This is a genomic window from Argonema galeatum A003/A1 (assembly GCF_023333595.1).
Taxonomy (GTDB): Bacteria; Cyanobacteriota; Cyanobacteriia; order Cyanobacteriales; family Aerosakkonemataceae; genus Argonema; species Argonema galeatum.
In genome coordinates, this window is sequence record NZ_JAIQZM010000013.1 from 31,532 (window position 1) to 55,515 (window position 23,984).

Annotated in this window: 20 protein-coding genes; 11 read left to right on the forward strand and 9 right to left on the reverse strand. The window is 44.7% G+C overall.

Annotated elements, in window-relative coordinates; translation table 11 throughout:
- Positions 1-57: 57 nt before the first annotated feature.
- A complete protein-coding gene (locus LAY41_RS15510) occupies positions 58-1,011 on the reverse strand; it encodes an RpnC/YadD family protein (RefSeq protein WP_249099450.1) in 954 nt (317 codons plus the stop codon).
- 180 nt (positions 1,012-1,191) lie between these two features.
- On the opposite strand from LAY41_RS15510, the gene LAY41_RS15515 reads away from it, so the two are divergent.
- Entirely contained in the window at positions 1,192-2,892 is a 1,701-nt protein-coding gene (locus LAY41_RS15515; protein ID WP_249099454.1) for an ABC-F family ATP-binding cassette domain-containing protein, read from the forward strand.
- A gap of 47 nt (positions 2,893-2,939) precedes the next feature.
- Here the strand turns inward: LAY41_RS15515 and LAY41_RS15520 are convergent, their stop codons facing one another.
- Positions 2,940-3,836, reverse strand: a complete 897-nt coding sequence (locus tag LAY41_RS15520; protein WP_249099457.1) for a DUF4394 domain-containing protein — start codon at positions 3,834-3,836, stop codon at positions 2,940-2,942.
- 650 nt (positions 3,837-4,486) lie between these two features.
- Here LAY41_RS15520 and gpmI point away from each other — a divergent pair.
- From gpmI to LAY41_RS15535, 3 genes are all read left to right on the forward strand, one after another.
- A complete protein-coding gene (gene gpmI / locus LAY41_RS15525; protein WP_249099459.1) occupies positions 4,487-6,085 on the forward strand; it encodes a 2,3-bisphosphoglycerate-independent phosphoglycerate mutase in 1,599 nt (532 codons plus the stop codon).
- Between the two features lie 116 nt (positions 6,086-6,201).
- Positions 6,202-6,435 carry a preprotein translocase subunit SecG gene (secG, locus tag LAY41_RS15530; protein ID WP_249099462.1) on the forward strand — a complete coding sequence of 78 codons (234 nt, stop codon included), beginning with the start codon at positions 6,202-6,204 and terminating at the stop codon, positions 6,433-6,435.
- A gap of 396 nt (positions 6,436-6,831) precedes the next feature.
- The gene (locus LAY41_RS15535) at positions 6,832-7,578 is read left to right on the forward strand and encodes a peptidase (protein WP_249099466.1); all 747 of its coding nucleotides are present in this window, start codon (positions 6,832-6,834) and stop codon (positions 7,576-7,578) included.
- A gap of 368 nt (positions 7,579-7,946) precedes the next feature.
- On the opposite strand, the gene LAY41_RS15540 is transcribed toward LAY41_RS15535, so the two are convergent.
- The 4 genes from LAY41_RS15540 to deoC all read right to left on the reverse strand — a co-directional run bounded on the left by LAY41_RS15540 (position 7,947) and on the right by deoC (position 12,713).
- Positions 7,947-9,092 carry a glycosyltransferase family 4 protein gene (locus LAY41_RS15540; RefSeq protein ID WP_249099713.1) on the reverse strand — a complete coding sequence of 382 codons (1,146 nt, stop codon included), beginning with the start codon at positions 9,090-9,092 and terminating at the stop codon, positions 7,947-7,949.
- Positions 9,093-9,165: 73 nt separating this feature from the next.
- Entirely contained in the window at positions 9,166-10,926 is a 1,761-nt protein-coding gene (locus LAY41_RS15545) for an MFS transporter (RefSeq protein ID WP_249099469.1), read from the reverse strand.
- 21 nt (positions 10,927-10,947) lie between these two features.
- The gene (gene recO, locus LAY41_RS15550) at positions 10,948-11,946 is read right to left on the reverse strand and encodes a DNA repair protein RecO (protein ID WP_249099472.1); all 999 of its coding nucleotides are present in this window, start codon (positions 11,944-11,946) and stop codon (positions 10,948-10,950) included.
- A gap of 80 nt (positions 11,947-12,026) precedes the next feature.
- Positions 12,027-12,713, reverse strand: coding sequence for a deoxyribose-phosphate aldolase (gene deoC, locus LAY41_RS15555; protein ID WP_249099716.1), 687 nt, complete (start codon positions 12,711-12,713; stop codon positions 12,027-12,029).
- A gap of 241 nt (positions 12,714-12,954) precedes the next feature.
- Here deoC and LAY41_RS15560 point away from each other — a divergent pair, with 241 nt between their 5' ends.
- Positions 12,955-13,326, forward strand: coding sequence for an antitoxin Xre/MbcA/ParS toxin-binding domain-containing protein (locus tag LAY41_RS15560; protein ID WP_249099476.1), 372 nt, complete (start codon positions 12,955-12,957; stop codon positions 13,324-13,326).
- A gap of 136 nt (positions 13,327-13,462) precedes the next feature.
- On the opposite strand, the gene LAY41_RS15565 is transcribed toward LAY41_RS15560, so the two are convergent.
- On the reverse strand, positions 13,463-14,779 hold the full coding sequence (locus LAY41_RS15565) for a DNA cytosine methyltransferase (RefSeq protein ID WP_249099477.1): 1,317 nt from the start codon (positions 14,777-14,779) through the stop codon (positions 13,463-13,465).
- A 177-nt stretch (positions 14,780-14,956) separates the two neighbouring features.
- Positions 14,957-15,382, reverse strand: coding sequence for a hypothetical protein (locus LAY41_RS15570; RefSeq protein ID WP_249099479.1), 426 nt, complete (start codon positions 15,380-15,382; stop codon positions 14,957-14,959).
- 345 nt (positions 15,383-15,727) lie between these two features.
- Between LAY41_RS15570 and LAY41_RS15575 the strand changes: the two genes are divergently transcribed.
- Complete coding sequence (locus LAY41_RS15575) at positions 15,728-16,573, forward strand: phytanoyl-CoA dioxygenase family protein (RefSeq protein WP_249099481.1); 846 nt, start codon at positions 15,728-15,730, stop codon at positions 16,571-16,573.
- Positions 16,574-16,711: 138 nt separating this feature from the next.
- Here the strand turns inward: LAY41_RS15575 and LAY41_RS15580 are convergent, their stop codons facing one another.
- Positions 16,712-17,614, reverse strand: coding sequence for a cation diffusion facilitator family transporter (locus LAY41_RS15580; RefSeq protein WP_249099483.1), 903 nt, complete (start codon positions 17,612-17,614; stop codon positions 16,712-16,714).
- A 109-nt stretch (positions 17,615-17,723) separates the two neighbouring features.
- Between LAY41_RS15580 and LAY41_RS15585 the strand changes: the two genes are divergently transcribed.
- The 5 genes from LAY41_RS15585 (at position 17,724) to LAY41_RS15605 (ending at position 23,975) form a co-directional block, all read left to right on the forward strand.
- Complete coding sequence (locus LAY41_RS15585) at positions 17,724-18,563, forward strand: sulfotransferase (RefSeq protein ID WP_249099486.1); 840 nt, start codon at positions 17,724-17,726, stop codon at positions 18,561-18,563.
- A 431-nt stretch (positions 18,564-18,994) separates the two neighbouring features.
- Positions 18,995-19,564 (forward strand): sulfotransferase family protein, encoded by a 570-nt coding sequence (locus LAY41_RS15590; protein ID WP_249099490.1) that lies wholly within the window; start codon positions 18,995-18,997, stop codon positions 19,562-19,564.
- Between the two features lie 99 nt (positions 19,565-19,663).
- The gene (locus tag LAY41_RS15595) at positions 19,664-21,049 is read left to right on the forward strand and encodes a sulfotransferase family protein (RefSeq protein ID WP_249099492.1); all 1,386 of its coding nucleotides are present in this window, start codon (positions 19,664-19,666) and stop codon (positions 21,047-21,049) included.
- Between the two features lie 182 nt (positions 21,050-21,231).
- Positions 21,232-23,034 carry an ABC transporter ATP-binding protein gene (locus tag LAY41_RS15600; protein WP_249099496.1) on the forward strand — a complete coding sequence of 601 codons (1,803 nt, stop codon included), beginning with the start codon at positions 21,232-21,234 and terminating at the stop codon, positions 23,032-23,034.
- A gap of 350 nt (positions 23,035-23,384) precedes the next feature.
- Positions 23,385-23,975 (forward strand): Uma2 family endonuclease, encoded by a 591-nt coding sequence (locus tag LAY41_RS15605; protein WP_249099499.1) that lies wholly within the window; start codon positions 23,385-23,387, stop codon positions 23,973-23,975.
- Positions 23,976-23,984: the final 9 nt, after the last annotated feature.

The following is a 23,984-nucleotide window of genomic DNA, read 5'->3' on the forward strand; positions in this document are numbered from 1 at the left end:
GGGAAAATGGCGATCGAACTTTACCCGCTCACCTCTTTCCCCTCAAACCAAAATCGCTTATTTCCCTAACGCCATCTCATCTAAAACTTCCTGAAATTCTGCCAAAGAACTAATTGCGATCGATCTAGTAAAAAGTGTTTGCAACACAGACGCATCGTTTATCCCATTCAAGGTATCGACAATAGAATTTGGCACTTCTGCAAACCGCGTCTGTAGGAATTGAATAATATGACCTCGACTCGTTTCAACAATTCCTTCCTCTTTTGCCAGCCGTTCAATACTGGTTACATAACGCATTCTATTACCCTCCTCGTAACTTCTAGCTACTTGTTTAAAACTAGACGCCAATTCTTTTGGCAAAACCATTACCCAGTCAATAAACCGAAACAATTGCACCACATCTTCGCGGCTATATCCCCGATCGTACAACCGTCTGACTAGGTTCAATTTCCACTGTAGACGACTCTCTGGGTTTTGTGGCGTCGCCTTAGTCCGCAAATGCGCCATCACCACCATCCCAAAGGGATTGGTAGTTTGTTCTAAAGTTTCCCATTGCGTTTCGTAGTCCAAAAGTTTGGCGATCGGAAACTCCAAGCTGACGCGACATCCCGCCAATTCATAACCGTAGCGGTCAGGTCGCCAATTTTCCCGTTCGTCTGCTAAAACCGCCAAACTGATGACCCGTTGCTGGTGGCGATCGAACAATCGATAATTATAAATATACATCCGCTTGGCAAAGTCCACATCATAGCGGCCTTGCACCTCTACGTGAACCAATACCCAAACTTCCTCGCCATCCAGCAACCAAACCTTAGCCACCTTGTCCACCAGACACTTGCCAATTTCTGCATCTGGTTCTAGCTGTTGCAGTTCGGTGTCCAAAAATTCGTAAGGTCGCGTCCAGTCGATCGCAGCATAAGCTAGAGGAAAAAAGAATTCCAAAAATTGCGGAAAATATGCCTCAATGACTTCTTTCCAAGGACTATCATAATCTGCGCGTTGGTCGGTCATTCGATTTTAGATTTTGGATTTTAGATTTTGGATTATCCCCAAAACTGACAGTTAAAAGCAGAAACCGGGTTTCTGAGTGCTTCAATCTGCATTAAATTTTGTTAAGATTGTTTCGGCCATAGCGATCGCACTCGTGTGGCGCTAAACTTCCCCCGCTTCTATCTTCCTTGGAGACCCTTGATGCTGCGACTCGAACATATCAGTAAAATCTATCCTACCGGCGAAGTCCTTAAAGATGTCAACTGGGAAGTCAAACCAGGCGATCGCATCGGCTTAGTCGGCGTCAACGGTGCGGGTAAATCTACCCAACTAAAAATTATAGCAGGCGAAATCGAACCGACCGCAGGCGAAATCATCCGTCCCGCCAGTTTGCACATCGCCTACCTCAGCCAAGAATTTGAAGTAGACCCCACCCGCACCGTCAAAGAAGAATCATGGCGTGCTTTTGCAGAAGCGAACGAAGTACACGAAGCACTTTCGCAAGTCCATCGCGATCTGGAAGCCTCTACGCCAGAAGCCTTAGATAAACTTATCCATAAAATGGATAAACTACAGCGGCAATTTGAAGCTTTAGACGGTTACGGTTTGGAAGCACAAATTGATAAAATCTTACCAGAACTGGGATTTGAACCAGGAGATACCGATCGTCTCGTCAGCGCTTTTAGTGGTGGCTGGCAAATGCGGATGAGTTTAGGCAAAATTCTCCTGCAAAAACCCGATATTTTGCTACTGGACGAACCGACTAACCACCTAGATTTAGAAACTATTGAGTGGTTGGAAACTTACCTGAAAGGTTTAAACACCCCAATGGTAATTGTCTCCCACGACCGAGAATTTCTCGACCGCCTCTGCACTCAAATTGTTGAAACAGAACGAGGGGTTTCCAATACTTACCTTGGTAACTATTCTGCCTATTTACAACAAAAAGCTGAGGCGCAAGACGCACAACTATCCGCATACGAACGTCAGCAAAAAGAACTAGAAAAACAGCAAGCTTTTGTAGACAGATTCCGCGCTAGCGCCACCCGCAGTACCCAAGCCAAAAGCCGCGAGAAACAATTAGACAAAATAGAGAAGATTGAAGCACCAACAGGTTCTTTACGAACTCTGCACTTCCGCTTTCCCCCAGCACCCCGCAGCGGACGCGAAGTGGTAGAAATTAAAGAGTTGGTGCATACTTACGATGATAAAATTCTGTTTTTGGGAGCCGAATTGTTAATTGAAAGGGGCGATCGCATCGCATTTCTCGGCCCCAACGGTGCTGGCAAATCTACTGTCCTACGCCTGATTATGGGTATGGAAAAGCCTACACAAGGTAAAGTAGAATTAGGCGCTCACAATGTTATTCCCGGTTACTTTGAACAAAATCAAGCTGAAGCTTTAGATTTGTCCAAAACTGTCATGGATACTATCCATGATGAAGTACCTGATTGGAAAAATGAAGAAGTTCGCACCCTGTTAGGTCGTTTCCTATTTAGTGGCGATACAGTGTTTAAACCAGTTGGAGCTTTAAGTGGTGGTGAAAAAGCACGTCTCGCTTTAGCTAAAATGCTTTTGCGTCCAGCCAATTTACTAATATTGGATGAGCCGACTAACCACTTGGATATTCCAGCCAAAGAAATGTTGGAAGAATCACTGCAAAACTATGATGGTACGGCAATTATAGTTTCGCACGACCGCTATTTTATCTCCCAAGTAGCTAACAAAATTGTCGAAATTCGCGAGGGCGAATTTCGCGTTTATCTAGGAGATTATCATTACTATTTGGATAAGATTGCCGAAGAAAAAGAACAGGCAAAATTAGCAGTAATTGAGGCCGAAAAAGCGGCTAAAAAAGCAGCTAAAGACTCTGCCAAAAAAGCAGCCGCCAAACGCAAATAAAGTCAGGTGGGCATTGCCCACCCTACTTTGAGAAGCCAGAAAATTTCCTAACTCAGCGACTTGGCGCGACGACGGTAGCCACTTAGTAAACCAAAAGCACCGAAACCGATCAAAGCGCCAACAGTCCCAGGTTCAGGAACGGAAGTAGCCGCGAGTCCGACAATCTTTATGTCACCGCTACCGATAATGCCCAGTGCAGTAGTAGCACCTGTGGACAAATCGACGCTGTATAGGTTCGAGTTGGAGGCGGCGATCGCAGTATTCACTCCATCAGCCGTAAAAATATCAAACCCTCCTGTCTCGTCGAAGTCGAAGCCCAGAGAACCGATCGTCGTCAGGGTGCCATTGTTAGGTGGGTTTTGCAGAACTAATGTGTCGAGGTCGGAGTCAATACCGTACAGTTGGGTTGCGATCGCACCCTTGAAGGAATTAGTGTAAGCCGCAGCGGTAATATTTGGATCTGCCCCGGCGTTGATATCCCCAGCTCCATAGGCTAAAGTTCCATCAGTAATTACCGCACCAGTATCCACGTTGGTGCGGAGGTTTTGCTCATTTGTACCGACAAGCCGCAAGCGATCGGGTACTGGGTTAAAATCAAATCCTGACTTCAGTCCGGCGGTGAAGCTAGTGGAAAGGGTACTCACGAAAGTAGCAGCACCAGTACTGGTGTCAATTGTGTAGATTTTATTGCTGTCCGCTAGACCGTAGAGCAGACCGTTGGCTGGACGAAAATCGATACCTAGCAAAGTGCCGTCAACCCCGGTGACCCCAATACTGCTAGTGGCAGTAGGATCGGAAGCACCGAAGGAAAATAGAGTATTTTTGTCGTCCAGACCAAACAGCGTTAGGGTGCCAGCAGTTGCAGGCTTGACGACGCTGAGTAAATTGAACATCGTTGCTAGAGTCAGCGTGCTGATGATTGCGCTAAGTCTGTTTAGTTTCATTGCAAATCTTCCCACCAATAGTTTTTTCTAATTTTGCAAGCTGAAAGCAGACAATTTACTTAGAAATACGCAAATGCCAGTATTTCTACGTATACCTGCCATAGTAAGAACCTAGTACTGCTACGTCTTTTCTCAAAGTAAAACTTCACACAATCTTTAATTAATCGGCCTATTATCGCCACAAATGTAAAGCTTTGATAAAGTGCTAGCCAAGACTAATGGAATTTGGCTGTTCTAGGCGACTTTTTCTTCTGCGTAATTACCGATCCTCTGCCAAAACTCATTCCATCGGCAGATGCAAGCTAAAATTACCTCAGCATATTTCCTATCAACTGAGGAGCTTCCCGCGATCGCTGTATCATTGCCGATTTATGCCCCAGCGCTGGTAAGAGCAACGAGAAAACGCCAAGCTAAGAAAAATAAGTAAATGTAAAGCAGAGTTAAGAAAACTCTATATTTACTATTTGACAAGGAATCTGGGATCGAAGGCAACAAATCTACAAAGTATTTGAAACAGAGCATTGTTAGCCTATTACCAACCGATCGCCCACAGATGCCAAACTTGCAAAATTCTAACTAAAGCACAGTCCTCTATTCATAAGTCGGTGATATGATTTCGGATGAATATCTGACACAAAGAGCGATCGTGTATGGCCCAAGCGCCTGTCTCTCCAGTGGTGCTAATAATCCTAGATGGCTGGGGTTACCGTGAAGAAACCGACGGTAACGCCATAGCCGCTGCCAACACACCCGTGATGGATAGCCTCTGGGCAGCCTATCCCCACACCCTGCTTCGCACCTCCGGGAAAGCAGTAGGGTTGCCAGAAGGCCAAATGGGCAACTCCGAAGTGGGGCATCTCAATATCGGCGCTGGGCGGGTTGTACCGCAAGAATTAGTTCGCATCTCAGATGCCTTGGAAGATGGCACCTTACTGTCCAACCCAGCGTTAGTGAAAGTTTGCCAAGAAGTTCGGAATAAGGGTAGTAAGCTGCATCTCATGGGATTGTGTTCCGAAGGTGGCGTGCATTCCCATTTAAGTCATCTGCTAGGATTGCTAGATCTAGCCAAAGCACAACAAATTGCCGATGTTTGCATTCACGCCATCACCGATGGTCGGGATACCAGCCCAAAAGAAGGCATTGAAGCAATCCAAAAAATTCAAGACCGCATAGACCAAATTGGAGTAGGGCGCATAGTCACCATCAGCGGTCGCTACTACGCGATGGATAGAGACCGCCGCTGGGACAGAGTTAAAAAAGCCTACGATATAATGACCCAAGATGGTTCGGGAGACGATCGTTCTGCGCTCGAAGTATTGCTGGCCTCCTACGCGGAAGACGTAAACGATGAATTCGTCATCCCCACCAGGATTGCCCCTGGAGCCGTGGAATCAGGCGATGGCATCATCTTCTTTAACTTCCGGCCCGATCGAGCCAGAGAACTCTGTAGCGCCTTAGTCAGTCCCGCATTTAACGGCTTTGAAAGAGAGCAAATCCGCCCCCTGAGTTTTGTTACCTTTACCCAGTACGAGTCAGACTTGCCCGTATTAGTAGCTTTCGAGCCGCAGAATCTCAGCAACCTGCTCGGACAAGTGATTTCCGATCGCGGATTAAAGCAGTTCCGCACCGCCGAAACCGAGAAATACGCCCACGTCACCTACTTTTTCAACGGTGGTCTTGAAGAACCGTTTGAGGGAGAAGACCGGGAGATGGTGCAGAGTCCGATGGTGGCCACATACGATCGGGCCCCGGTGATGTCAGCCGAACCGCTAACAGAAGTGGTGTTACAGGCAATTGAAAAACACATTTACTCCCTGATCGTAATCAACTACGCCAACCCGGACATGGTGGGGCACACCGGCCAATGGGAACCCACCATTAAAGCCCTGGAAACCGTAGACCGATGTTTGGGACGCCTAATAGAGAGCATTAACAAGGCTGGAGGAACTGCAATTATCATCGCCGACCACGGTAACGCCGAATGTATGTGGGATGAGCAAGGAAACCCCTGGACGGCTCACACAACTAACCCAGTTCCCTTTATCCTAGTGGAAGGAGAAGGTCTGAAAATCCCCGGATACGGTACGGAAGTAAGCCTGCGAAGCGATGGCCGTCTAGCAGATGTTGCTCCCACCATCCTGGAAATTTTAAGGCTGCCTCAGCCACCTGAGATGACGGGCGTTTCCATCTTGGCACCCTCTGAATATCAAGTTAAAGCCAATCGGACACCCGTTCGACTTTCCCTATAATTGGGTAATGGGGAATTTTAGATTTTAGATTGCAGATTGCAATTAAATCTGAAATCTAAAATCTAAAATTTGAAATTATCAATCACCAATCACCAATTACCAATTACCAATTACCCATGACCATTGTCAAAGTCGTAGAAGTTATCTGGTCCTTGTCTGCTTTAGGTCTAATTATTTTAGTGCTGCTGCACAGTCCCAAAGGAGATGGGATTGGGGCTATAGGCGGCCAAGCGCAGTTGTTTAGCAGTACCAAAAGTGCAGAAATAACACTAAACCGGGTTACCTGGGCACTTACGGTGATTTTTATGGGTTTAACTGTGGTTTTGAGCGCCCATTTGTTACCGCAATAGTGTATTAACTCAAGTTGCTAGTTATTAATTTTGAGGTATTTTTCAGGTTGTAGGGTGCGTCAGACCCCAAAAATTTGCCAGACGATCGCTAATTTTATTGCTCTGACGCACCAAAGCTGAATGTAACTAGCAACTTGCGTTATTAGTTATTAGGCATTGGGCATTGGGGATAGTCTTTTCGATCGTCATTCCCCATTAGTAACGCAAGTTGCTAGTTACAAATATTGTCTGTTCAATCCCCCCTAGCCCCCCTTAAAAAGGGGGGAACCGGATTCAAAGTCCCCCCTTTTTAACCGGATTCAAAGTCCCCCTTTTTAAGGGGGATTTAGGGGGATCGAAACCCATAAGCTTATCACTAGCAACTTGCGTGAGTAGATAACTAATGACTAATGACTAATGACTAATTTGCAGCGCAAGTGGCCTAGAGCATTAGCTATCTTTACTACCATCCTAGTCCTGGCTGTCGGTCAATGGGGGGGAATGTCTCTATCGGCAGATGTACCGCCCCTCCAAGCGCATCCATTGCCGCCAGCACTAGCCGAGTGGCAAGATACCGCAAACAGCGGTGATTATTTTTCGGAAATAAAGCCGACAGAAGTAGGTTATTTGGTCTGGTCTGAATTCCCTATTAAAGTATATATCTTTATGGGAGAAGAGTCGCCTGCCAATAACTCCTCTAGCTCTAAAAAATGGGTAGAGGCGCTTTTACAGGCAGTGCAGGAATGGAGCGTTTACTTGCCGCTAGAGGTGGTGAAAGAGCCAGATGGTGCCGATATCACCATTTTGCGATCGCGCCCTCCCCTACGTCCATCCTTAGACCCCAGCACAGGACAATTGCAACTGCCCCGCGTTCGTTCCGCTGAAACCCGCTACGAGTTTTATATCCGCAAATCTCCAGACGCCCCGACTGTTTTATCCCACCGATTCAATATCCAGATAAGTCCCAACCAGGCACCTATTTATACCCTACCCAGCGCCCGTCACGAACTCGGTCACGCACTCGGTATCTGGGGTCACAGCCCCAAAGAAACAGATGCCTTATATTTCTCTCAAGTTCGCAATTCACCCCTGATTTCCCCCAGAGACATCAATACCTTGAAGCGAATATACGAACAGCCAACCCGCTTAGGATGGCAATTATAGCAAAAGTCAAAAGTCACTCATTCAAAAGTCAAAAGTGAAATGCTTGCTGTGAATTGGTTCTGGCATTTTAGGATGTCCTAATAGCCTTGACTGCTGCTATACCTAATGATACAGCGGGAACCCCTGTTATGCGGTACAGTATGCGAAGGGGAAGGGCGAAGCATTCCGGTAATTCATCTTTCCTGATTACCAATAAATCATCTGCCGGAATGCGGAGCCCCTACCTAAAATGTACTTCAATACAGCGGTTACCGCTGTATTGATGCAGTAGATAAATATTATTTTTATCAAAAAGAGGCTTCATTTATCGTCAGGATAGGCGAAGATAAATGAAGCGATCGCTAACAATTGACTAGCATTGCTTCTAATTAAGCGCGGCGGCTATACGTAAATCTCCGCTGCTGCAACACCTGCTCATAGAGTTTTTCCAACTGAGCGATATTGTTATTAAGGGTATAGCGCTCTAGAACTCTCGCTCTTGCGTGAAGCCCCAAGCGAATCGTAAAGTCAGGGTGATCTCGTAATAAAGGTAACAGAGTTTGCAACTCCGTCTTCACCCGCTGGGGATTGATAACTACACCGCATCCCCCTTCTAAAACCTCACCATCCGCACCTACATCTGTAGCCACACAAGCTACTCCACAAGCCATCGCTTCCAGGAGAGACAGAGAGAGTCCTTCGGCCAAAGAAGGTAGTATAAAAACATCAGATCCCCGGAGAATTTCGATCCGTCGTTGTTCATCCGCCAAGAATCCCATCCAGACGATGCCGTACTCAGAATCGTAAAAAGGCTCTAAAGAAGGCCGCAAAGGGCCATCGCCGACAATCAGCAACTTGCAATCAGGCCCCATTTTTGATATTTGCCAAGCCTTTAATAAGGCTTCTACATTTTTTTCCTGGGCAATTCGACCTTGGTAAACGAAGATGCGTTTAGCGTTAAATTCTGACTTCAGGTTAGAAGGGCCAGGCGAATACTTCTGGACATCTACGCCGTTAGGTATTACGGCTACCTTGGTTGTAGGTACGCCCATTTTAACCAGTAACTCCCGCTGAATTTCGGAAAAGACGATAACTCGATCGTAGTTAGCCAGGAAAGGAGAGTAGAGCTGATAAGCCAGAAATTGCGTTCCCGATTTAATTGTTGCTCCCTTGCGGGCATAGGGAGTGTGGAACGTTGCTATCAGAGGCAAATTTAGCTGTTCGCAAATTTCCGGCAGTAGGAAGTCCAGCGGAGATAGTGTCAGAGAGGCATGAATTAGATCCGGTTTGAGATTCCGTAAAGATTCCATCAAGACTTTGCTCGATTTCGGTGTGGGAATCGTGTAAACCTGCGATTTGTAAAGAAAAGGCAGGGAAACTTCCGCACACTCTGGCCAATTCTCAGGGTCGGAATCTTGTGCAAAATGGAGGAAGCTAACCTGGTGTCCCCCGTCTAGCAAAGCGTTGGTAATTTCCCGACTATAGGTGACATTGCCGCAAAAGGGTGATTTTTTTCCAAGCCAAGCGATGTGCAGCATTTATGGGCTAAAGGCTAAAGACGTTATTGGTCATTGGTCATTTGCAATTTACAATTGACAATTAACCCAATTAGCAAGTGGGTTTGTCAGCTTTTGTTAACGTGTGGGAGCTTGTACGGCAAATATACCAGGTAAATAGCCCTCCTGCGATCGCAGCTGCTGCTAAACCCAAAAAAACAGTCTTTAAGCCGAAGAAAGTTTCTGCTACCCCAGCTAAGGCCAAAGGCAAAGTCAGCGCAATATTAATCGCATTGTTCTGAAGCCCAAACACCATCCCCCGCATTTCGGGAGGAGTTTCTTTTTGAATGGTGGTTTGCATCGGTACGGCCACCAATGAGCCAAAGGCTCCCATCAGGGTTATCAGCAGCAGGACAATCCAGAGATTCTCAGTGAATAGGGACAGACCTATCAGCGAAGCAGCCACTCCCGCAGAACCGCAGAGACTGAGCCAGGTATGGGAAAATCGTTGACCCCAGTGACCTAAAATTGCCGCACCGATGCCCATGCCAACGCCTCCAGCAGCCATTAAAAAGCCAAATTGGGAGGGTTTCATTTCTGGAATCCCTGCGGCTAGGCTCACCGCGAGAACTGAGAGAGCCGCAAATACAGAAAACAAAATTATTAGTTGGAGCAAGGCGGCGCGGATACGGCGCTGTTGTTTTAGATACAGCAATCCGTCCCGCAGGTCTGCCAGAATGTGTGGGGGTTCGTGTTCGGTGGGGCTAGTTTTTTCACCTGTTTTGAGCAGCAGCAGAATCAGACCGGCGATCGCATAAGAGCCTCCCACCAGCAATTCTCTGCCGAAGTTCGTTCCAGCACCTAACTTGTCCGCGATCGTGTCTGCTAGAGCCAGCAGGGGTTCGCCCACCGCAAAGCCAATAATCACAGATCCCATCATTGTGGTGGTATAAAGCGAGTTAGCCGACAGTAAATGCCGACGTTCCACCACCAGAGGAATTGCTGCCTGTTCCGCAGGTGCAAAAAACTGAGTTAGGGTGGAAACCAAAAATGTCACTACCAGCATCAGACAGAATCCCCCTGGCAACCCCCCCAGCGATCCCCAGCCGTGAGAAATCCACAGCAGCGATGGCAAAGCCATCACTAAGCCACCACGCAGGAGATTTGTCACTACTAGCACCGTCCGTTTCGGCCAGCGATCGACAAATACGCCAGCGACAGAACCAAACAGTACCGCAGGGATGGTAAAGGCCATCATAATTGCCGATACCCAAGCGCTGAGCGTCTGATTTTGTGTGTGAAATTGTCTGGCAATCAGCGCAATCATCAGCACTAAGTACACTTTATCCGCCAGTTGGGAAAAAACTTGACCGCTCCAGAGCGCTAAGAAGTTACGGTTTTTCAGAACAGGGACAAAGCCAAGTTCGGCGACGGTTTCCCGATCGGAAGCTTCCTTATTCTCCTGGCTTTTTAGAGCGGATTCGGCCTCAGATTCTGTTGAAGCGAGACCGTTAGAGGTTGGTGGGACGAAGCCGTTGTTTCCTGCCAACAAGTCGTTGGATTCTACTATATCCTTCACAAAGGGTTTTTCTTTAAAAGAGGTTTCGCCCTGGTCAACATTATTTATCGATCGCTTATTTGCGTTTAAAGATAGATCGCTCACTGTAGTTGGCATTGATGCTGTTTCCTCCGTGAGGTTATTCTGAATTTGGGATATTAAAAATCGAGAATTGGGAACCGGCGTAGAGTCATAATTTTTCCCATTACCCTTTACCCATTCCCCATTCGCCAGTTCCGGTATCGCCTCTCTGAAGGTTGGGGGGCTAAGGGACAAAATTGGTGTTTCCAAATCAGAATCAAACCATTGCATCATGACTCAGGAGGAAATCTGCTCTTAAGCAAAAAAGGTATCCATCAAAGCAGCGGAGCGAATCTGCCGCCCAAACTGATATTGGGTATAGTGGCGCAAAATTCGTTCTACAGATAACCAGCTGGGATCGCAAAAAAGTAAATGAGATGAATTGTCTTGCATAGAAGGCAGTTGCGGCTTTGCTAGCTGCTGGAGTAGTGCCAGATCTTGAGCGCCTAGCTGGGTATTGAGCATCGGTTTTTCTTGCTGATGAACGACAGTCTGTAGTGGCGGGATGATTTCGCCTTTACTCTCTGCCATAAGGGCTGGGATGCCTCCTTTGGAATTGGTAGCATTTCCCAGGATGACAGCAACTGGCACTTCTTGTGCAGTGTACAGCGATCTCGACACCTTCAAGCGTCCGGGAGCGGATAAACGCCCTTCTGCTTGCAAACGCGCTAAGGCTGGCAAACTTACCGTTCCACCAGCTGCGATGCTAAAACCGACGCGCCAGTCTGCTGTCGTGAAATCTGGGGTCAAAAGCTCCTGGGTGACGGCACAAGCCTGAACCTGGGGAGCAATCCCGGAGAGGGCTAGGATGTGAAAGACGGCATGGGCAAGATGAGCTACGACAATAAACGATTTGTTGTCAGTCGTGCTGGGCAACTGCTCCAAACGTCCCAAATGTGTATTTAGCAAGCCAAACAGTTCTTCTTGAGGTTGTTCGCTCAAGGCACAGCAGAGTACCATTTCAGCCAGATATTGGCTGGCAGCTAGTTTTGCCAAATTTTGACTTAGGCCGGGATAAGATTCTAAAGTTTCCGCTTGAGTAATTTTATCGAGCGATCGCCCTTTAGCAATCAGTAGCTCGTTCACCACAAACAACGCACTCCTACCGCCCAGCTTAGAATGGTGCTTGCGAGAACCCGGTGCTACTGCACGAATCAAGCCAAATTCCGACGTCAAAATCGTCAGCACGCGGTCTGACTCGCCCAGAGGCATACTCTTGAGATTAATACCAGTTGCTTTGTAAATTCGACTCATTATTAGGGGCTAGGGAACTCAAAAGTCAAAAGTCAAAAGTCAAAAGAAAGGGGCAATGGGCTTTCTTGCTCTTGCTAGGGCTATTCCCTTGGCTCCTTCTTCAGGTTATGGCGCTGATGTAGTAGATCGGGGCCGCGAGACGTGCCTAAACGCGTTGCTCCGGCGATAATTAATTCGATCGCCTGGTCTATGGTGAGGATGCCTCCCGACGCCTTTATGCCAACACCTCCTTTAGTTACTTCCCTGAGCAATTTCACGTCTGCAACTGTTGCACCAGCGTACAAGCCAGTGCTAGTCTTCAAAAATTGCACACCAGCATCCATACATATTTCCGCAGCTAGTCGTTTCTCTGCATCTGTCAGGAGGGCGGTTTCTAAAATAGCTTTGACGGGTTGCCCGGTTTCCTCGCAAATTTCGGCAATTTCACGATGCACTTCGCTTGTTTGGCCAGTTTTCAACCATCCCAGATTGATAACGACATCTAACTCGGCGGCACCATTTTCTACTGCTTCTTGCGCCTCGTAGAGTTTCACCGCCGAAGTTGTCGCCCCGGAGGGGAAACCTATTACAGTACATACCTTTGGTGTCTTGCCGTGCAGAAACTCAGCTGCTAAGCGCACGTAGGCAGGATACACACAAACTGTCGCAAAGTCAAACCGTTCTGCTTCTTCACACCACTGCCGTACTCGATCTGGGGTAGCCGTTGGATTCAGCAGGGTGTGTTCTATAAATGGAGCAATATCAATGTCTGGCAGAGTCGCCGCCATCGCTGTTTCTCCTAATGGCCTATTGTTAACTTTTATCACAAAAATGAGTAAATCTAATGAAATTTCCAATACATCTGCTTTCCAAGCTTTACTTACAGAGTTAATATCCGCTTTGGACTGCCATTAGGAACCATAAAAATCCGATTTAGGAACAATTAGTGGCATAATTGCAGAACAAACACTATACTAATATCAGTACATATTTCATCTTTGGCGAATTTATTCATATTGGTATCGACCTATGTCTCCTAAACTTCTCGAACACACTATCGTTGAGGCGCACGATGCCGCCACGGGAAAGCTTGATGCCGTTCGGCTAGCTGAGACTTTGGGATTTTCCACTGAGGAAATGGCTCAGATTCTCAAGCGCACCTCTCGCGGTTTAAGGAAAAACCCAGATTCAGACAAACTTCAAGATGATATGGTCAGACTAGAGAGTCTGATCGTGCGGTTGCGCTATCTGCTTGATGGGTCGATCGAGTACGTTCGCATCTGGTTGCGATCGCCCCATCCTATACTTGGGGGAGATACCCCCATGTCCTGTCTGCTTGAAAGAAAGCTGGAGTCGGTTGAACTACTGGTACACGCTATGGAGACTGGACAGCCTCTTTAATGCTTATCGCTAGCTGTTGACAAATAGCGTTGCTGCAATAAAAATGATTGAGGTTTTCAACACCCAGGACTTACGCAACAGTCCACATATAAATGCTACAGTTTAATTTGTGTGCAGGTAATTTTTAGATCTGAATTTATTCTTTTTCTTTAAAAGCTGTGTTACGCCTTTTTCTTGGCTCGATCGCGTGGGGACTCACACCGTAACGTTGAGCGGCGTGGAACATATTTAGTCGGAGTAATTCTTCATTTGCCAAATGCTTTTTTCTCTTAGGTTTAACTGGAAATACCCCCAAGGCGCAGATAATTTCTGAAGCTATTGCTTTTGCTAACAAAGGTGGAACTGAATTTCCCACTTGACGAAAACCGTGCCATTTTGTCACGTGAAACCTGAACCAGTCGGGGTAGGAGTGCAACCGCGCTGCTTCTCGTACAGTGATACATCGCGGTATGAATGGGTGAATCGGTCGAGGTGATGTGAAAGCACCGAGATTGCTAGCAGTTCCAGCTCTTAGGGTGTTACAAATTCCTTCTGGATTGAGTTTATAAAAGTGACTGATATTTTCTATTTTGCCCGGTTCTGTTTCCTGAAATCTGTTAATAGCTTCTAGGGAATGGTTAGTACGCCAACTTGAAGTTAGTATTCTCCAATCAAATTTGCGTCCATAAGAATAATCTTTATCTACAGAATGGATACCCCGAAGTTTAAAAGCATAATCGCTGGGCTTATTATACTTTGCAATAACCCAGTCTCTTTTCAACAAATCGGAATATATTTCTACTTTTGGCAAGTCTCCTATAGCATCCCAAACAGTTGGAACAGGTGGCAAATAAGAGAAAATATTTACATTATTTTTGCCTGCTGTACGCTTGTTAATAGCTGTAATCGGTTCTGGATATTTGGGCAAAGATAAACCATTACGACATCCTAGAAGAAATAATCGGGATCGATTCTGCGGTACTCCGTAATTGGCAGAGTTGAGAACTTTGTAATTCTCTTCTACTTGATAGCCGTTATCTATAAAATATTCAATAATTTCTAAGAGGAACTCCTTATGTTTGCCAAGTGTAAGTCCTGGCACATTCTCAAACACAAAAAACTTAGGATTTAGCTCTATAACTAAGCGCTGGAAATGAAATACAAGAGCGTTGCGCGGGTCGTCTAAACCGCGTTTTCCTATAAGCGAAAATCCTTGGCAAGGGGAACCGCCAAACACAACATCGATATCGCGATCGCCAATCCCAGAACGCTCTCTAATTTGTGCGCCAGTAATGTTTGTGATATCCCGGCACAAGATCGACCAAAATGGGAAGTTGAATTCGTGCGTGGCACAATGAATTGGGTCTAATTCCACAGCAGCTAGCACATCAAACCCAGCTTGTTCAAAGCCAAGGGTCATGCCACCTGCGCCAGCGAATAAATCTACACCAATAGGTCGTTTTTTGCTGTTCATTCAATGCTTTCATGGTAAGTTGTTGCGCTTTAGCGCTAAAGCGCAACAACGTAACAATAATGATTTATTTGCGCCGACCTATTTAGCACTTGCGGAGTTATTTTATTGGTTATTACCAAAAATGTTGGCGCAAGTGCCGATCTCCTACCCAGATTCCTAATCAAAGAAATCTTCTATCTAGCGCAACCAACCTCCTTTTTTACCTGAGTTTTGAAGAGAAATGCCGCTTTTATTTGGGTTATGCAATAACTTCAAGCCTAAAGCCTTAGTTAATTGTGGAGTGTCATCTATTACTAGCATTGCTGTCAATGCTTGGGCTACTCGGTCATAATTAGGTTGCGCTTTGAGACGTTCGGATAAAGAACGCAGACTATCATTGATGAGGTTTTGCGCTTGGGTGTCATCTTTGACTGTAGCCAGTCGTGCGTACAGCGAGTTTAATTCCTCTCGCAGCAAGCTCATATCGTGAGAATTCGGGAGTTCTTTGAGCATTTGAGCGATCGCACTCTGGGTATCTTTAGCCACCGTCCCTGTGTTAACCTGGCTGTACACAGCCTCTGGAACGCTAACCGGCGCTAGGTTAGCCTGTTGCGGCGCTGGCATGAAAAGCATTAAGGTCGAATAAATCACACACTGCAAGCACATAACTTGACTCCTGTTACTCTTCTTTTACAAGACTTTACCAGCTTTAGCGTTAAGAAGTGGTTTTGAGTTTGCCAGTGGGTTGAACCAAAATGTTGAGCTACGTCCCCAACCAAAATCTTTGATTTGGTTGGGGTTAGCGAAACCAATAAATAAGGCGAAGCATCCTTATTCCGGTCTTTCCTGGTTCTGTACATACAGCGGGTTTTAAACCTTTGCGCGGTACTCACGACTGATTGGGCGACGAACTTGACAACTGAATTGTATCAATCTAACATAGCATATTTAAAGATCGAGGTCGTAGCTATGGCTGATTATTTAGCTGGTAATGTGCCAACAGCAGAACAACTGGATGAATGGATTACATTTTTTCATGCTAATGGTTTTCTTGTTATTCACAATGTTTTAACACCAGAACAATGCGAGTTACTGAGACATGATTTAGATGAAGCTCTGAGCGAAGAGGTTGGTCAGAAAAAAGCTAGAAACTCTCGAAAGATAATGAAGCGAATGTTTGAGCATTCCCAACCTAATTTAAATCTTTTTGAATTAGAGCCAGTCGTAACATTTGCAGAACATTTAATTGGGGAAACTAATGGATCGGGATACTCGCTCTCTGATGGCATACCCAATGCTAATGCGATCCATGTAATCCACAATAATTCTTTTAAAGTTTCTCCAGAAACAGATGGACTTGCTGGCAATAAATGGCATCAGGATGATACGCCACATATCCTATCTCTTGACGGTAAACCTTTAACGAATGTTCGGCTAAACGTGCTGGCATTTACTGCCAATTATTACTTGACGGATGTTCTAAGGGTGGAGAATGGGCCTACGCAAGTTATACCTGGTTCGCATTTGTTTGGAAAACTTTGTGATGGGGATATTTCGGGATATGAAGATAAAATTTATAGCTGTTTAGGGGCTATGGGTTCTGTCGTGTGTTTCAATAATCAAGTGTGGCATAGAGGTTCGAGAAATGATTCGCAGGTTACTAGATACATTACGCAGGTGACTTACGCTAAAAGGTTAGTCGGACATAAGTATTATCCATTTATGAATTACCAAATGCCGAGTCATTGTTACGAAGGTGCAAGTTCTAGGTTAAAACAATTATTGGGATTTTTGCCCAATGGTGCTTACGGGTGATTAAACAGGTGATTCGCTAGTCTAGAAGGCGATCCGGTTTCTGCACTCATTGGAAGTTTGAAGCGTCATGGTGTGAGTGATGAAGTTATCCATGAAGCACTCAAAGAAGTCACTCAGCATTAGTTCTGGACTCTTATCTCATCGATTAGAACAAGATATTTGCGAGCAGAGGTTTCCAGAACTACCTGTTTCTACTTGGAGGGTAGCGTGTTCGATGCCGAAGCGATCGTGAAGATCCTGGGTTACCTTAGCTAAAAAAGCATCGCCGGGATGTCCTTCCGGTATCACCAAATGAGCGGTGAGTGCTATCTCAGTTGTACTCATTCCCCAGATATGCAAGTCGTGGACTTGAGCCACACCAGGAAGTTCGACTAAGTAAGTTTGCACAGCTAGGGGTTCGATCGCTTCCGGTACTGCGTCCAACGCCAAGTTAACCGAGTCCTTTAGCAGTTCCCAAGTTCCAACAACAATAACTGCAACGATAATCAAGCTCACAACTGGGTCGAACCAAAGCCAACCAGTTACCAGAATAGCGATACCAGCCAATACAACACCAAGAGATACTAGAGCATCGCTAGCCATGTGCCAGAAGGCGGCGCGAATGTTCAAATCTCCCTTGCGGCCTGACATAAAGAGTAAGGCAGTAGCCGTGTTAATGGCAATCCCGACAGCTGCCACTCCGATCACCATATCACCGCGCACTAAGCTAGGCTCAAAAAAGCGTTGGATAGCTTCCCAGGCGATCGCACCTACGGCGAGAAGTAGGAAAATAGCATTGAAAAGAGCGGCCAAAATGGAAGAACGACGCAGCCCGTAGGTGTAACGCGGCGTGGTGGGGCGACGGGCGAGAATGGAGGCTCCCCAAGCCAGCAGCAGTCCCAGAACATCGCTCAGATTATGGCCTGCATCGGCTAGAAGCGCCAGGGAGTGACTCAGGATGCCAAAAACAGCCTCGCAGATAACAAACCCGCTGTTGAGGGCAATGCCGATCGCAAAGGCGCGGCTGTAATTTGCTTGTTCGTGGTTGTGACGATCGGACATATATTTTGATATAGTTGATATTCCACAACGCTAAGTTAACGTCCGCTCTTTGGTCAAGTATTTATGATATTGAGCGAACCTAGCAACACCTAAAAAAAAGAAAGATTTCATGGGGGATAATCTGAAAAAGGCAGTTTTTATATGTGGAGCAGGTCACTCTGGATCTACGCTTTTAGGACTCATCCTAGGTAGCCACAGCGATTGCTTTTATTGCGGAGAAGGACAAAAAACCAACTTTCTGCAAAATCAAACCAAGGCAATAAGTAAAAGAGTTTGCAAAATTTGCGGTGCCAATTGCCCCGTCTGGAGCGATTTGAAGCTTAGCGAGCGCGTCAACCTCTACGAGCAAATATCCGCTAAAGCCCAAAAACCCATTATTATTGATTCATCAAAAGGTAGACAATGGCTGCAAAAACAACTAGAAAGCCTCAAAAATACCGATATAAAACAATATCTTATCTTTCTGCAAAGAGACGGTAGAGCGGTGATTAACTCCCGAATTACAAAGTATCCTGAAAAAAATTTTAAATATTTAATTGAGGAATGGGTTGCTAAAGGCCAAATGACAAATGAGCTATTTAATAATTTTGACCATAAAAAGATAAAGATACGCTATGAAGTTCTAGCGACGCAGCCAGAATCAGTTACTCAAAAGCTTTGTAACTTTTTAGACATAGAGTATCAACCAGAAATGCTGAAGTACTACGAACACGAGCATCATCCACTAGGTGGAAACAACGGCACTCAGTTTTTAGTGGCAAAGGCACAAAGAGAAAAAATTAAAGATCCATTTGTCAAGGTTGGAGAGTATAAAAAAGATTATTACGAAAACCATGAATTGGGGATAAAGTTAGATTTGCGTTGGCAGAAAGAACTTGATCCAAGCGTTGAACGCCTCTTTGAAGAAATGGCAGGTAAAGAGAACGCCGAAATGAAATGGGAAGTTTAAAGGATGATATCGAATATATCAGAGCATGAAGGAAATTTTTTCACCAACAATTGATATTCTTAGTACATGAGAGATCTCGTCAAATTGTCTGTTATCATCGTTGGTTAAATTTTTACCGCAGATGTAGACTCTGAAACGCAGATAAACGCAGATAAGAATAAGAAGACGAATTTTTTAGGTACCCGATGCTACCGGATATGATATGATACCAAATCCGGGTTATTTACCCCCTTTATAGTGTGAAGTGTAGGGGTGTTCGCGAAGCGGTGCGGATGCACTTAGCATTGCGGCAATAAGTGTATTCCCAAGAGCCAAAGCCTTTCTACCGCAATGCTTCACCCAACTTATGGATAACGGGGGTTTTTATCCCGGATATGATATGACACGGATATCTTACCAAGTAATAGGTCAGTAAAGGAGGAATGAAAAAAATGACAAATTTAGTATCAACGCCAAAAGAAGATAGCAGAGAATTACATAAAAAGCAATCGACAATGATATTTGGCTGCGGTTTATCCCGTACTGGGAATAAAAGCCTTGGTGATGCCTTAAGAATATTGGGATATAACTCTGTAAAATATCCTAAATCTATAGATGATTTGGTCAGCGAGTATAATGCGGCTGTTGACATTACAGTTGTTGCTTGGCTTGACGAGCTGGATACCCGGTTTCCCGATGCTAAATGGATATTAACCATTCGAGATATAGAATCCTGGTTAAAATCATGTGAAAAATGGTTTGGTCGTACATTAGATGAATATCCTGAATATAAACAAGATTATCTGCGTCACTATAGGCGAATCGTTTATGGATCTGATACTTTTGATGCTAAACTGTGGCAATCTGTTTATCACCAGCATATTGAGAGAGTGACGAACAAATTTAAGGCCCGATCGGGCCAGTTGTTAGTTATGAATATATGTCAGGGAGAATCCTGGGAAAAATTATGCACTTTCATTGGCAAGGAGATACCCAATGCACCATTTCCAAGCATCAGCTAAAGAGGAAAATGCAGAGTTTATTGGTAGTCGATGAAAGTGCGATCGCTTTCTAATGCGCCGTAATATTAGTTGCTATGGGCAATTGTAGTGGATAAGAAAATGAAAAAAATTGACCTTGTTTTTAGAACGGTTGGAGAGAGAACATCAAAAATCGCCCTTGAATTGGCAATCAAAAATATTCAGCCTAATCAAGTGCATATTATAGAAAATGTTAAACCATTTTCTAAAGCAGTTCAGGAAATGCTGAGGATTGAATATGATTGCGATTTTGTGGTATTCATGGATGCAGATTGCTTGATTATGGAGGATATGGTTCCTTTCCTCCAAAGTAATACGCAACCTTATATAGACTGTTACGTTCTAGATAAATTCAGAGGTAAAATTCATTGCGGCGTACACATAACGCGACTAGATGTCGTGCAGGCTATGCAAAGAATAGAAGCGCCCAAAGACGAGCGTAAGCATATACTAAGACCTGAATCTAGATTGCGAAATTTGGCTCTCAAACAACTTAATCTGGGAATTAATTTTGGCGAATTTCACATTTATCATGATTTTTTTCAGTTCTATCGTGACATTTTTTGCAAGTATGCCTTGAGAGAACTGAGAAGTCGTAATTCTTATCGGCAAGCCAAATTCAATATTAATATAGAAGATTGGAATATGCAGGCTGAAGATAAAGATTTTTATGTTGCCAAAGCCGCTGTTTTACACGCTAGAAAAACTATTAAACAAGATGCCTCTTCTCAGGAAGTCGCCAACTACATAGAAGCTCTACCTAACATTGCGATCGCAGAATTAAGTCAGATGAACGTCACAGAAAAAGCAGCTTTTTCCTGCCAAGAGTTAGATGCTTTAGAAGCAGAACGCCAAGTCAAAAAAACACCCAAAAGTAAAAAAATGAAAATTTTTGGCATCGGCTTGAGTCGAACTGGAACTAAAAGCTTAACCGTAGCTTTAAATATGTTGGGAATTCATGTTATACACTACCCAAATGACGCAACAACTTTAAAGGAATTGAGGGCAGGAAACTACGATCTTTCTATATTGAATGATTGGGAGGGAATAGCAGATATAACCGTCGCTCCTTTTTATGCTCAGCTAGATAAAATGTTCCCAGATAGCAAGTTTATTCTGACTGTACGTGACAAAGAATCGTGGTTGAGGTCGATTCAAAGGAAATGGGAGAGAAAACCCGTATTTGAGGAAGATACTGATAAAGATCCTCAAATGCAGATCAGAAGGTTTTTGCGATCGGCTGTTTATGGAACATACACTTATAACGAAGAACGGCTGTCCTACGTCTACGACCTGCACTACAAAAACGTTATAGAATACTTTAAAGACCGTCCCGAATCTTTGTTAATTATTAATATTTGCGCGGGTGAAAATTGGGAAAAGTTATGCCCATTTTTTAATCTCCCCCTGCGGGACGAACAATTTCCGGTGATGAATCGCAAGTCTGTATTGAGTAAAATACAATGACAATGAATGGATCGAGATCGAGCCAAGTTTCCAACTTAGGGGTTTCTATAGTTAAACAGGACTTACGTACTAACCAAGGTTTTGCCCCCCGACCCCCCAGATTTGGGGGGTCGGGGGGCGATTGCGTAAGTCCTAGTTAGAATAAGGTGTGAAAGGCTTTTTTATTATGGAATAAATCATAAGTGCAAGCCAACCTCGTTCTTAAGATTGCCGCTAATTCTGATGACTTGAAGCTCACAACCTCGGTGAAGAAGCTGTCTGGTCGTCTTTTCAGCTACGCTTGGCAAAACAAAACACCTTTTTTTATATCTCTGGGCATTATTTTTTGCATTTCCTTTCTCCAAGTTCTTATTCCCCAGATCGTCCGCTATGCGATCGATTCTGTGATTCCAGAAAAAAATTTTGATGCCTTGCCTTGGGTGGCGGGGGCCATTCTATTGATTTCTCTTCTAGTTGGTGTTTTGAATTTCCTCCGCAGTTACATGATGTCTGTGTTTGGACAGAGAACAATTGAAAACATTCGCAACGATCTATACAGACACATTCAGAAGCTTTCAATCAGCTTTTTCGACAACCATAGGACTGGCGATCTGATGTCGCGTTTGGGGCAAGATGTCAACGCGATCGGCAATTTAGTTACAGCCGATCTTCCAGAAATTTTTGCTGATAGTTTTACGGTTTTAGCGATTATTGTTTATCTATTCAGCGCGGATTGGCAAATCACGCTACTCCTCGTATTCACTTGGCCTTTAATGATTTATACAATCCAGTTTTTTGGAAAGTTTATGCGGGGTGCTTATCGGGATGTTCAGGATTCAGCCGCAGCGGTCAATAATCATCTGCAAGACACTATATCTAATATCAGCGTTATTAAATCTTTTGGTAACGAACAGTATGAAATTGACCGTTTTTCCGACCAGAGTCGGAACTACTTGGAAGCTAATATTCGCGCAGTTCGTCTTTGGTCTGTTTTCTTTCCCATCATCGACGTTTTAAACAACCTTAGTAGCCTCATCGTTCTAGTTTTTGGTTCTTGGGAAGTGATGGTGGGGCGTTTGACTATTGGCGAATTAGCTGCGTTTCTTGCCTACATTAATCAAGTCAATCAGCCTATTCGACGTTTCAGTAAAGTAATGAATGTTGTGCAAAGAGCTGTAGTGGCATCGGAGCGTGTTTTTGAAATTATGGAGACTAATCCAGAGGTGAAGGAGAAGGAAAATGCTGTTAATCTGACCTCTGTACAGGGTCGCCTCAAGTTTGAAAATGTTGAATTTGGCTATAAAGACGGTGAACCAGTTTTGCACGATTTTAACTTAGAGATTAAACCGGGGATGACGGTTGCTTTAGTGGGGTCTTCGGGTGCGGGAAAAAGTACGGTTGCCAAATTAGCCGCTAGGTTTTATGACCCTACAAAGGGGTTGATTTTGATTGATAATTACCAGCTTCAAGATGTATCTATAGAGTCGCTGCGAGAGCATATAGGAATTGTTTCTCAAGAAACTTTATTGCTATACGGCACGGTGCTAGATAATATTGCTTATGGTAAGTTAGACGCTACAAAAGAAGAGATTATAGAAGCGGCTAAAGCAGCTAATGCCCACGATTTTATTATGAGTTTCCCTGATGGGTACGATTCAATAATTGGCGAACGGGGAGTGAGGCTGTCGGGGGGTCAAAGGCAGCGTTTGGCGATCGCCAGAGTTTTGCTCAAAAATCCTCGCTTTGTTGTGCTTGATGAAGCAACTTCTGCGCTAGATAGTGAGTCGGAAAATCTGATTCAAGAGTCTTTGGAAAAGCTATTTAAAGGCCGATCTAGTTTAGTGATCGCTCACCGCCTTTCTACTATCCACAATGCCGATGTCATTGTTGTGATGGAACAAGGGCGCATCGTAGAAACTGGAACTCACGCAGATTTAATCTCTAAAGGAGGACGGTACGCTCAGCTTCATTCCTTACAATTTCCTCAAAAATACAGTTTACCATAACAAACAGAAATTGAGTCGTAAAAACTGGATAAGTCTTAAAGAAATCGGGTTTTTGTTCAACCATCACCCCTACCATTAATCTGATCAGGTATTATACCAATTCTCTAAAATCCTGCTACAAATTCACCCCCCTTCAAAAGGGGGGAACCGGAATTAAAGTCCCCCTTTTGAAGGGGGATTTAGGGGGATCTGTAGCAAACTATTATAAAAACGATATTCCGCATCTAAATCGAATACAAGGACGGGCAGGATGCCCATCCCACAAGAGAGCTTCAGAAAAACTGACTGTGAAATTAGATGCGTAGCAGCTTATACTAAAAGTGTATAACAGCAGATATTTGGATAAGGTTATGAACGCCCCTACAATCGCCTTACCTCCTACCCTCAAATTGAAAATCGATTTAACTGAAGAGCAGTATTTTCAGATCTGTCAAAACAACCGCGATTTAAGATTTGAGCGCACAGCCAAAGGAGAATTACTAATTATGCCACCTACAGGCAGTGTTACTGGCAACCGTAACTTCGATCTCGCCGTTGAGCTAGGAATCTGGAACAAACAAACTAAACTAGGCAAAGGTTTCGACTCGTCAAGCGGCTTCACATTGCCCAACGGTGCGGAACGTTCCCCTGATGTATCGTGGATTAAGCAAGAGCGTTGGGACGCTTTAACCCCAGAACAACAACAGAAATTTGCTCCCATTTGTCCTGATTTTGTAGTCGAGTTACGCTCTCCTACCGATACCCTAAAAGAATTGCGGGAAAAAATGCAAGAATACATCGACAACGGTGCGAGATTGGGTTGGTTAATTGACCGAAAAAATAAGCGTGTAGAAATTTACCGCCCCAATCGAGATGTGGAAATACTCGAAAATCCGGCAACTCTTTCCGGTGAAGATGTGTTACCTGGTTTTGTCTTGGATCTCAAACCAATTATGTCTTAATTTCAAAGA